Origin of the sequence: Microbacterium yannicii, from assembly GCF_024055635.1 — a bacterium.
In the GTDB taxonomy this organism is placed as follows: domain Bacteria; phylum Actinomycetota; class Actinomycetes; order Actinomycetales; family Microbacteriaceae; genus Microbacterium; species Microbacterium yannicii.
In genome coordinates this window covers 1-4,610 of record NZ_JAMXMB010000030.1, presented here as the reverse complement: position 1 = coordinate 4,610, position 4,610 = coordinate 1, and the positions used below count along the sequence as shown (strand labels likewise).

Annotated in this window: 5 protein-coding genes; 2 read left to right on the top strand and 3 right to left on the bottom strand. The window is 71.4% G+C overall.

Translation table 11 applies throughout. From position 1 onward, the window contains the following. Positions 1-553: 553 nt before the first annotated feature. On the bottom strand, positions 554-1,363 hold the full coding sequence (locus tag NCG93_RS11910; RefSeq protein WP_194412417.1) for an HAD-IIA family hydrolase: 810 nt from the start codon (positions 1,361-1,363) through the stop codon (positions 554-556). A 62-nt stretch (positions 1,364-1,425) separates the two neighbouring features. Between NCG93_RS11910 and NCG93_RS11905 the strand changes: the two genes are divergently transcribed. Then, on the top strand, positions 1,426-2,379 hold the full coding sequence (locus tag NCG93_RS11905; RefSeq protein ID WP_252787536.1) for an SDR family NAD(P)-dependent oxidoreductase: 954 nt from the start codon (positions 1,426-1,428) through the stop codon (positions 2,377-2,379). A gap of 45 nt (positions 2,380-2,424) precedes the next feature. After that, positions 2,425-3,117 (top strand): VIT1/CCC1 transporter family protein, encoded by a 693-nt coding sequence (locus NCG93_RS11900; RefSeq protein WP_194412419.1) that lies wholly within the window; start codon positions 2,425-2,427, stop codon positions 3,115-3,117. An 85-nt stretch (positions 3,118-3,202) separates the two neighbouring features. Here NCG93_RS11900 and NCG93_RS11895 read toward each other — a convergent pair whose 3' ends face one another. Then, positions 3,203-3,838 carry a metal-dependent transcriptional regulator gene (locus NCG93_RS11895; RefSeq protein WP_194412420.1) on the bottom strand — a complete coding sequence of 212 codons (636 nt, stop codon included), beginning with the start codon at positions 3,836-3,838 and terminating at the stop codon, positions 3,203-3,205. A 51-nt stretch (positions 3,839-3,889) separates the two neighbouring features. Next, a partial coding sequence (locus NCG93_RS11890; protein ID WP_252787535.1) for an Nramp family divalent metal transporter occupies positions 3,890-4,610 on the bottom strand: 721 nt, incomplete at its 5' end.

The window sequence follows — 4,610 nt, the reverse complement described above, 5'->3', positions numbered from 1 at the left end:
CCAAAATCGCCCGGCGGGAAGGGGGCGCCGGCGGTGCTTCTCGGCGAGTCGCCAAGAGGGCTCTGAGTCGCCGTACTTTTTGGCGACTCGCCAAAATCGCGAGGGGTGTTCCCCGGCGGTGCAGTCCGGCGAGTCGCCAAGAGTTGTCGTGCCTCCCTGTGCTTCTTGGCGCGCCAAAATCGCGAGGGGTGTTCGCCGCCGGTGCATGTTGGCGAGTCGCCAAGAAGGCCCCGGAGTCACCGCAGCTTCTGGCGAGTCGCCAAAATCGCCCGGGGCGCCGGCGGTGCATATTGGCGAGTCGCCAAGAAGGCCCTAAGTCGCCGTACCTTTTGGCGAGTCGCCAAAATCGCGGGGGTGTTCGCCGGCCGGTGCATGTTGGCGAGTCGCCAAAATAGCCCCGGAGTCACCGCACCTCTTGGCGAGTCGCCAAAAACGGCGGGGGGCGACATCGGGCCGCCGCACCGCAGGCGGGCGGACGTCCTCGGACAACCCCGGACGAGAGGATGCCGCGGGCCGCGGCATCCGGTCCCTGAAAGCCGTGCGGCGCGAAGCGCTACAGCAGCTCGGGGTCCTCGGACTCGACTGGTTCGGCGTCGAGGAGGTCGGCGACCGAGTCCAGCACCTCGTCGGGCCGGAACGGGTAGCGGGCGATCTCGGCCGCATCGCTGATGCCCGTGAGCACGAGCACCGTGTGCAGGCCCGCTTCGATGCCGGCGACGACGTCGGTGTCCATGCGGTCGCCGATCATCCCGGTGTTCTCGGAGTGGGCGCCCAGACGGTTCATCGCCGAGCGGAACATCATGGGGTTCGGTTTGCCGACGACGTACGGCTCCATGCCGGTCGCCTTCGTGATGAGCGCCGAGATGGCGCCGGTCGCTGGCAGCACGCCCTCGGTCGAGGGACCGGTCGCGTCGGGGTTGGTCGCGATGAAGCGGGCGCCGGCGCCGATGAAGCGGATCGCCTTCGTGATCGCCTCGAACGAATAGTTGCGGGTCTCGCCGACGACGACGTAGTCGGGGTCGGTCTCGGTCATGATGAAGCCGGCCTCGTGGAGGGCGGTCGTGAGGCCCGCCTCGCCGATCACGAACGCCGTGCCACCGGGCATCTGCGACTTCAGGAAATCGGCGGTCGCGAGCGCCGACGTCCAGATCGACTCCTCCGGCACGATCAGTCCCGACGCCCGCAGCCGCGCCGAGAGGTCGCGCGGCGTGAAGATCGAGTTGTTGGTCAGGACGAGGAACGGCACGCCCTGCGCGCGCCACTGCTCCAGCAGGTCGGAGGCGCCCGGAACAGGGATGTTCTCGTGCACCAGCACGCCGTCCATGTCGGTGAGCCAGCATTCGATGTCGGACCGGGTGCGCATGCGTCAAGGCTATGCGGTCGCGTGGCGTGATCAGGGTCTCGCGCGGGCGTAGGGTCGAAGCCGTGACGTGGGACCCCCGGAGCCTTCCCGACCTCTCCGGACGCGTGTATCTCGTGACCGGATCCAACGCCGGCCTGGGCTACTTCGCGTCCGAACAGCTGGTGCGCGCCGGGGCCAAGGTGCTCATGTCCGCCCGCCACCCGAACCGCCTGTCTGCGGCGCGCGCCGCGATCCGGCGGCGAGTTCCGGATGCCGCAGCCGACGCGACCGAGCCCCTCATCCTCGACACGAGCAACCTGGCCTCGGTGCGCTCCGCCGCCGCGAGCGTGCGCGGCAAGGGCGGGCTGGACGGCGTGCTGCTGAACGCCGGCATCGTGCACGCCCCCAAGACCCGCGAGACCACGATCGACGGCCACGAGGTCGTGTTCGCGACCAACGCGCTCGGCCACTATGCGCTCGGCGGAGAGCTGCTGACCGCGCTGGCCGCGGCATCCGGTCGCATGGTGTGGCTCGGCAGCATGTCGACGTCGCTCACGCCCTACGATCCTGTCGACCCGCAACTGGCCGACGGGTACACCGCGTGGCGCGCGTACGTCCAGTCGAAGGTCGCGACAGCCGCGCTGGGCTTCGAGGCGGATCGGCGCCTGCGCGCCGCGGAAGTTCCGGTGACCAGCGTCGTCGCGCACCCGGGGTACTCGACCGGAGGCCGCACCCCGGGCATCGTGGGCGTCAACGAGCCCTCCCGCGCCAAGCGGTTCCGCGACAACCTGCAGGCCGCGATCGCTCAGTCGAAGGAGCGCGGGGCGTGGTCGCTCGTGCGTGCTCTGATCGACCCGGATGTCGAGGGCGGAGAGTTCTGGGGGCCGCGTACCGGCTCGCGTGGCGAGCCGCGCCTGCAGACGGCCGCCAAGATCACGCGCGACCCGGAGGTGGGCGCGCGCCTGTGGGACGTCGCCGAGACGGCCACGGGCGTGCACTGGCCCTTCGAGGTGGCGGCGCGAAGCACGCAGGTGTGACGCGGATGCCGCCTGCCCGGCTGTCACACTGACTCCGGAGGTCGCATGGTCGAGATCGTCCCGTCGCTGTGGGCCCGTTTTTCAGCGCGGGTGCGCGAGGCGTCGTGGGCCATCGACGCGAACGACGGGATCATCGCGACCGCCGGACTGCTGCAGGGCTTCGCGGGCGCCGGGGCCGGCGACCGCCTGCTGCTGTTCGCCTCGATCGCGGCAATGCTCGCCGGCGGGCTCAGCGCCGGCGGCGCGAAGTGGGCGGAGGTCGCCGCCGAGCGCGAGGCCGAGCTCGAGCTCGCCGCCGAGGAGCAGGCGGAGCTCGAGCGGGATCCTGAGGGTGAGCTCGCCGAGCTGGCGGCGCACTGGGAGTCGCGCGGGCTCTCGGCGGGCCTGGCGCTCGAGGTCGCTCAGCAGCTCATGGCCCGAGATCCCCTCGGCGCCCAACTCGACGCGGAGCACGGGCTCGAAGAGATCACCCATCCCACGGCTCCCTGGTGGGCCGGCCTCGAGACCGCCGTCGCGTTCATGCTCGGCGCGGCGATCCCGGTGCTGATCACCTTCCTCGCACCCGTCGCGATCGAGACCTGGGCGATCATCGTCGCGGTCGTCGTCTCGCTGGCCCTGACCTCGCTGGTGGCTGCGGGCGTCGGGCGCCTCTCCGCGCTGCGCATGCTCATCCGGAGCCTCGTCGTCGGCCTGGGCACGATGGGCGTGAGCTACCTGGCGGGCGTTCTTTTCTTCTAGGCGTTCAGAGCACGACAGGTCGCGAAGCGGAGCCGGAACGCCGAACCGAGCGTCAGGCGCTCAGCCACACGGCTGCGGCGGAGCGTCAGGCGCTCAGCCACACGGCGGCGGCGGCGGCGAGGGGAAGCGTCACCTCGACCTCACCGATCCGCACGGCGGCAGCGGACGCGACGGTGACGACGGTGCCGACCGCGACACCGGCGGACTCCACCGCCCGCAGCAGCTCGGGGTCTCGGTCGCTCACGCGCAGCACCCGGCCGACGTGGCCCGCCGGCGCCGAGCCGAGCACCACGAAGGACTCGCGATGGACGTGGCCCGAGGCATCCGGAATCGCATCGCCGTGCGGGTCGAAGCGGGGGCGCCCGAGGCGGTCGTCGATGCCCTCGAGCAGCCGGTCGCTGATCGCGTGCTCGAGCACCTCCGCCTCGTCGTGCACCTCGTCCCAGGAGTAGCCGAACTCGCGCACCAGCCACGTCTCGATGAGCCGGTGCCGGCGGATGATGGCGGCGGCACGCCGCTCGCCCTCGTCCGACAGGGCGATGGGGCCGTACGGGCGGTGGGTGACGAGCCCCTGCGCGGCGAGCTTCTGCACCATCTCGGTGACGCTCGACGGCGCGAGCCCCAGTTCGGCGGCCAGCTGCGACGGCGTGATGCGGTCGTCCTGCCACTCGGTGTGGTGGTAGATCGTCTTGAGGTAGTCGTCGACGGCAGGAGAAGCCACGGCTTCAGGGTACCGGGCACCCTCGCGCTGCCTCGGGCGCGAGCGCACGGCTCACGCCCCCGACAGGACGAGGAAGAGCAACAGGCCGTTGAGGGCGATGAGGAAGACGGATGCCGCGACGCCGGCGGCCGTCGTCCACACGCGGTTGCGGAACCCGCCGAGAATCTCACGGTTCGCGGTCAGGGCGACCAGCGGCACGAGCGCGAAGGGGATGCCGAAGGACAGGACCACTTGGCTCAGGACCAGGGCCACTGTCGGGTCGAAGCCGATCGCGAGGATCACCAGGGCCGGGATCAGCGTCACGAGGCGCCGGGCGAGGAGCGGCACGCGGATGTGCAGCAGGCCGTGCATGATCTCGGCGCCGGCGTACGCGCCGACCGACGTGCTCGCCAGACCGCTGGCGAGCAGGCCGACGGCGAACAGGGTCGCGACCAGCGGGCCGAGCCCTGCATAGAGCGCGTCGTAGGCGCCCTCGAGCGAGTCGGTGCCCGGCACGCCGGCCAGGTTGGCCGCCGCGAGCAGCAGGATGCAGAGGTTCACGGTGCCCGCGATCAGCATCGCGATCGAGACGTCCCACTTCGTCGCGCGCAGGAGGCGGCTGGTCGGGATGCCGCGCAGCTCGGCCAGCGTCGGGTCCGCCGCTGCGCGGTCGCTGAGCGCGGCTCCGTAGCTGTGCGGAGCCGCAGCGCCCATGTGCGTTTCAGTGGCGGCGCTCGCGGTGGCGGTGGCCGTGGCGGGTTCGGCGGTGTCGGGTTTGGGGCGCGTGCCGTCC